Annotated in this window: 10 protein-coding genes; all 10 read right to left on the minus strand. The window is 48.3% G+C overall.

The window, feature by feature from the left end; translation table 11 throughout:
* Positions 1–32 precede the first annotated feature (32 nt).
* Positions 33–146 (minus strand): 50S ribosomal protein L36, encoded by a 114-nt coding sequence (gene rpmJ, locus AC1DWB_RS31165; RefSeq protein WP_022738894.1) that lies wholly within the window; start codon positions 144–146, stop codon positions 33–35.
* A gap of 97 nt (positions 147–243) precedes the next feature.
* Positions 244–462 carry a translation initiation factor IF-1 gene (gene infA, locus AC1DWB_RS31170; protein WP_477544981.1) on the minus strand — a complete coding sequence of 73 codons (219 nt, stop codon included), beginning with the start codon at positions 460–462 and terminating at the stop codon, positions 244–246.
* Positions 463–464: 2 nt separating this feature from the next.
* Positions 465–776, minus strand: a complete 312-nt coding sequence (locus tag AC1DWB_RS31175) for a hypothetical protein (protein WP_477544989.1) — start codon at positions 774–776, stop codon at positions 465–467.
* Positions 777–778: 2 nt separating this feature from the next.
* A complete protein-coding gene (map, locus tag AC1DWB_RS31180; RefSeq protein WP_477544982.1) occupies positions 779–1540 on the minus strand; it encodes a type I methionyl aminopeptidase in 762 nt (253 codons plus the stop codon).
* Positions 1537–2190, minus strand: a complete 654-nt coding sequence (locus tag AC1DWB_RS31185) for an adenylate kinase (RefSeq protein ID WP_477544983.1) — start codon at positions 2188–2190, stop codon at positions 1537–1539. The genes map and AC1DWB_RS31185 overlap by 4 nt, the downstream gene beginning before the upstream one ends.
* A 103-nt stretch (positions 2191–2293) precedes the next feature.
* Positions 2294–3601, minus strand: coding sequence for a preprotein translocase subunit SecY (secY, locus tag AC1DWB_RS31190; protein WP_477544984.1), 1308 nt, complete (start codon positions 3599–3601; stop codon positions 2294–2296).
* Positions 3601–4041 (minus strand): 50S ribosomal protein L15, encoded by a 441-nt coding sequence (gene rplO / locus AC1DWB_RS31195; RefSeq protein ID WP_477544985.1) that lies wholly within the window; start codon positions 4039–4041, stop codon positions 3601–3603. Before rplO ends, secY begins: the two co-directional genes overlap by 1 nt.
* A gap of 72 nt (positions 4042–4113) precedes the next feature.
* Positions 4114–4296, minus strand: a complete 183-nt coding sequence (gene rpmD, locus AC1DWB_RS31200; RefSeq protein WP_477544986.1) for a 50S ribosomal protein L30 — start codon at positions 4294–4296, stop codon at positions 4114–4116.
* Positions 4297–4309: 13 nt separating this feature from the next.
* Positions 4310–4807, minus strand: coding sequence for a 30S ribosomal protein S5 (gene rpsE / locus AC1DWB_RS31205; RefSeq protein WP_477544987.1), 498 nt, complete (start codon positions 4805–4807; stop codon positions 4310–4312).
* A gap of 30 nt (positions 4808–4837) precedes the next feature.
* The coding region (locus AC1DWB_RS31210) for a 50S ribosomal protein L18 (protein ID WP_477544988.1) at positions 4838–5033 on the minus strand (196 nt) is incomplete at its 5' end.

Genomic DNA, 5033 nt, shown 5'->3' on the forward strand with positions numbered 1-5033 from the left:
AGCTATACGAGCCATTGATTCGATGCACCTCCTTATCCTTGTTTTTGTTTATGCTTCGGATTTTCGCAAATGACCATTACAGCGCCTTTGCGTCGAATGACTTTGCATTTTTCACAAATCGGTTTGACCGACGGTCTTACCTTCATGGTTATTACCTCCTAATTCACCCCAAAAAGTGATGTTTCGCTTCGGAGCTTATTCCGACTACTTTTCGGGGGCCCCGTGATACATTACAACTAAAACTTATTTGAAACGGTAGGTGATCCGTCCTCTTGTTAGATCGTAAGGAGACAGTTCTACCGTAACTTTATCACCTGGCAGGATCCGGATAAAGTGCATCCGAATTTTACCCGATACATGCGCCAGCACTCTATGCCCGTTCTCAAGTTCAACTTTGAACATGGCATTCGGTAGCGGCTCAATCACAGTGCCTTCCACTTCAATTACATCTTCTTTAGCCACCGTCATTCTCCTTTCTGCTGCGCATCGGATTGTTGAAGTTCAACAAACTTATTCAATGCATAACGAAGCTTTCCGTTGGTAACACGACCGGTTTCGTTTAAGCTGTCAGCAACCTCACTGCTGCTATAATTCAACAGCTGTAGGTGGAGGATATTCTTCTTCTTGGGTTGGTCGAATTTGCGTTTGTCTCCGTCTGCAATCCATACGAACCGACTATCTTCTAGCCGAACCACAATCGCATACTGATCCTGCTCACGCCCCCGCAGCACTCTGGCTACTTGACCGAGCACAGGTCGCTTGGTGGTATCGTCCATCGTCATTGTCCATTACCCTCGCTTCGGGTGAGAATCTCATACCCATTAGCTGTGATGGCAATCGTATGTTCAAAGTGCGCGCATAACGAACCGTCAACAGTTACTACCGTCCAGTTGTCCTGCAACGTCTTGACATACCGCTCACCGACGTTCACCATCGGCTCAATCGCAAGCACCATGCCAGCTTTCAACCGCGGTCCGCGATCGGGAAGCCCGTAATTTGGAATTTGCGGTTCTTCATGCAAGTTTTGACCGATTCCATGTCCGACATACTCGCGAACGATGGAAAACCCTTGATCTTCGACAGACTTTTGAATGGCATGGGATATCGTAAACAATCGGATATCTGGTCCTGCCTTCGCAAGACCCTCATACAGCGATCGCTCCGTTGCCTCTAACAGCTTGCGGGCTGTCTCAGACACTTGGCCTACCGGATAGGTCCATGCAGAATCTCCATGATACCCTTGGTATTTGGCCCCGATATCAATGCTGATGATGTCTCCCTCGAGCAGTTTCCTGTCCCCGGGAATGCCGTGTACCAGCTCTTCGTTGACTGAAGCACAGATGCTTCCAGGAAAACCGTTGTAGCCTTTAAAAGACGGGATGGCCTTCTGACTGCGAATATAGTCTTCTGCGATCTGATCCAGTTCTCGGGTCGTCACGCCTGGCCTTACAGCTTGAGCCATCAGCCGATGCGTGTCCGCAACGATTCTGCCGGCTTCCCGCATGAGACTCAGTTCAGCCTCGGACTTACATATGATCATTCCGCTTGACCTCGCACTAAGGAAGAAATGTCGGATGTGACCAAATCGATATCTTGCTCACCGTTCACTCCACGTAGCAGTCCTTTTTTCGAATAGTAATCGAGTAAAGGAGCTGTCTTGTTGCTGTATTCATCCAACCGTGTGCCAACCTTCTCCTCATTGTCATCCGAACGTTGGTACAAGTCACCAGAGCACTTATCACATACGTTCTCGACTTGCGGAGGGTTGAACATTACATGGTAAGTTGCTCCGCAGGACTTGCAAATACGACGTCCGGTTAATCGGCCAAGCAGCAAATCACGATCCACGATCAAATTAATGACATGATCAATTTGTTTGCCTAGTGATGCCAGAATGTCGTCCAACGCCTCTGCTTGCGAGAGCGTTCTAGGAAACCCGTCGAGCAAAAAACCTTTGCTGCAATCCGGTCCTTGCAATCGTTCCTTCACAATGCCGTTCGTAATTTCGTCCGGAACCAGCAAACCTTGATCAACGAAACCTTTCGCTTGCACACCAAGCGGTGTACCCTGACTCATCGCCAGACGAAATGCATYTCCTGTCGAAATATGCGGTATGCCGAATTCTTCAACGATCCGTTCTGCTTGCGTGCCTTTGCCGGCCCCAGGAGGACCCATGAAAAGAAGATTCACTTGTACGCCCCCTCTTCCGTTGGTCAAGCGTTCGAACAGCATGGTAGGAACCGACGGTGATGGTTAATCAACCATCAGAACCTAGGAATCAGATGCTATTCGCTTATTTATTAATGAATCCTTTATAGTGGCGCTTGATCAGTTGGCTTTCGATTTGCTTCATGGTCTCGAGTGCAACCCCGATTACGATCAGCAGGGAAGTTCCCCCGATTGTAACAGATTGCGGTAAGCCCGCAAGTTTACTGAAGAACACAGGAAGAATCGAAATCGCGGCCAGGAAGATCGCTCCCGAAAGGGTAATGCGTGTCATCACTCTTGTAAGATAAGAGGACGTCATCTTCCCTGGGCGAATGCCCGGAATGTATCCGCCGTTCTTCTTCATCTGATCGGCCATCTGTACCGGATTGATCTGAACAAATGTGTAGAAGTAAGTGAATCCGATAATCATCAGCACATAAAGGACCATCCCAAATGCGGCCGTATAGGTCAGATTGTTGATAATCCAATCCGCAACAGCGTTCCCACGCCAGAATTGTGCAATCGTCGGCGGAAACACCAACAGCGACAAGGCGAATATTACAGGAATAACACCAGCCGCGTTGACTTTGAGCGGAATGTGCGTGGATTGGCCACCATACATCTTACGTCCTACAACCCGTTTCGCATATTGTACCGGAATTTTGCGAACACCTTGTTGCACGAAGATAACTCCGGCAATAATYGCAAGTATTACGACCACAATAATGACGACCTTCAGGATATTCAGGAACAGGGCACCTTCAGATCCTTCTACGAATAACCGCAGATAAATTTGGTTAATCCCGCTCGGTAAGGCGGCGACGATACCGGCGAAGATAATGACCGATATGCCGTTTCCGATGCCATGCTCCGTGATTTGCTCACCTAGCCACATCAGGAATGCCGTACCAGCTGTCAAAACGATTGAGATTAATACATATGTTATAAAACTTGGGTCTTTCACAAGGGCAAGACTGTACAATCGGTTAAACCCGAATGCTAATCCGAAACCTTGAACAAGTCCAAGTACTATCGTACCGTACCGCGTAATTTGGGCCAGCTTCTTCCGTCCAACTTCGCCTTCCTTCGCCCACATCGTGAACTTAGGAATAACGTCCATCGACAGAAGCTGCACAATGATCGATGAAGTAATGTACGGCATAATCCCCATCGCGAAGATGGAGAACTTGAACAATGCTCCACCCGAGAAGGTGTTCATTAGGTTGAACACCCCACCGCTGCTGCTTTGATCGATACTGGTTAAGATGTCATTATCGATGTTAGGCACGGGGATAAAGGCGCCGATCCGGTAAACGATTAGAATAACTAACGTGAAGATAATTCTTCTTCTAAGATCGTTCACTTTCATGATGTTGGACAATGTTTTAAACATCAAATCACCTCGGATTTACCGCCGGCAGCTTGAATCTTATCTACCGCAGATTGAGAGAACTTGTTCGCCTTCACTGTCAGTTGTACAGTAAGTTCGCCGGTTCCTAAAACCTTAATGCCGTCTTTAGGATTCTTCACAAGTCCGGACTCAATCAGGAATTCCGGAGTGATTTCCGTTCCCGCTGCGAATTGGTTCAATTCTTGCAAATTGACCAATGCGTACTCAACGCGATTGCGATTCGTAAAGCCACGTTTTGGTAAACGACGATACAATGGGTTTTGTCCGCCCTCAAAACCTGGACGAACTCCGCCACCAGAACGTGCATTTTGACCTTTGTGACCGCGACCTGAAGTTTTACCGTTACCGCTCCCGATTCCACGACCAACCCGCATGCGAGTCTTCTTGGAACCTGGTGCTGGGCTCAGTTCATGTAACTTCATCGTTGCACCTCCTTAAAAGATTTGTAAGTCTTAAACTGATCTATTCCGCTAACACTCGTTCGAGTCGATCGATTACACTTCTTTAACTTCAACGAGATGGCTCACTTGATTGACCATACCGCGAATCGCGGGGCTATCGTTGTGAACGACGGTTTGGTGAAGCTTGCGCAAACCAAGTGTTCTTACCGTCACCCGTTGCGTTTCCGGACGTCCGATCAAACTGCGTTTGAGGGTAATTTGCAATTGTGTAGACATAGTCTTTCCCCTCCTAACCTAATAGCTCTTGAACGGTTTTGCCGCGAAGCTTCGCAACTTCTTCCGCTTTTTTCAAACGTTGCAATCCTTCCAATGTTGCATTCACCATGTTCATGGAGTTGGAGGATCCAAGCGATTTCGTCAGAATGTCGCCTACTCCTGCAAGTTCAAGCACCGCGCGAACTGGGCCGCCTGCGATAACGCCTGTACCTTTGGATGCGGGCTTCAACAGTACGCGTCCTGCTCCGAATTGCCCTGTTACCAGATGCGGAATGGATGTTCCAACAATCGGTACATGGATCAGATTCTTCTTGGCATCTTCGATACCTTTGCGAATGGCCTCAGGCACTTCTGCCGCTTTACCGATACCAGCACCAACCCAGCCGTTGCCGTCGCCAACAACAACCAAAGCGCTGAAGCTAAAACGACGACCACCCTTTACTACTTTCGCAACGCGATTGATGTTGACTACTTTCTCAGTCAGCTCTAACGTATTGGGATCTACACGCAAGTCGTTTACCTCCTTATTGAGAAATTTTCCTTAGAATTGAAGTCCACCTTCACGGGCTGCATCAGCCAAAGCTTGAATGCGTCCGTGGTACAAATAGCCACCCCGGTCAAATACAACTTTCTCGACGCCTGCTTCCTTAGCGCGCTTCGCAATCAAAGTCCCTACTTGAACAGCTGCCTCGGTGTTGCCATCCCGAAACCTTGGAGCGCTACGATTACGTGATTTC

Source organism: Paenibacillus sp. P4_E11, from assembly GCF_056401635.1.

Coding starts and splice junctions, on each gene's coding strand:
- rpmD (WP_477544986.1), bottom strand. CDS start 4,296: ATGTCTACACAATTGCAAATTACCCTCAAACGCAGTTTGATCGGACGT.
- rplO (WP_477544985.1), bottom strand. CDS start 4,041: ATGAAGTTACATGAACTGAGCCCAGCACCAGGTTCCAAGAAGACTCGC.
- map (WP_477544982.1), bottom strand. CDS start 1,540: ATGATCATATGTAAGTCCGAGGCTGAACTGAGTCTCATGCGGGAAGCC.
- rpmJ (WP_022738894.1), bottom strand. CDS start 146: ATGAAGGTAAGACCGTCGGTCAAACCGATTTGTGAAAAATGCAAAGTC.
- AC1DWB_RS31175 (WP_477544989.1), bottom strand. CDS start 776: ATGGACGATACCACCAAGCGACCTGTGCTCGGTCAAGTAGCCAGAGTG.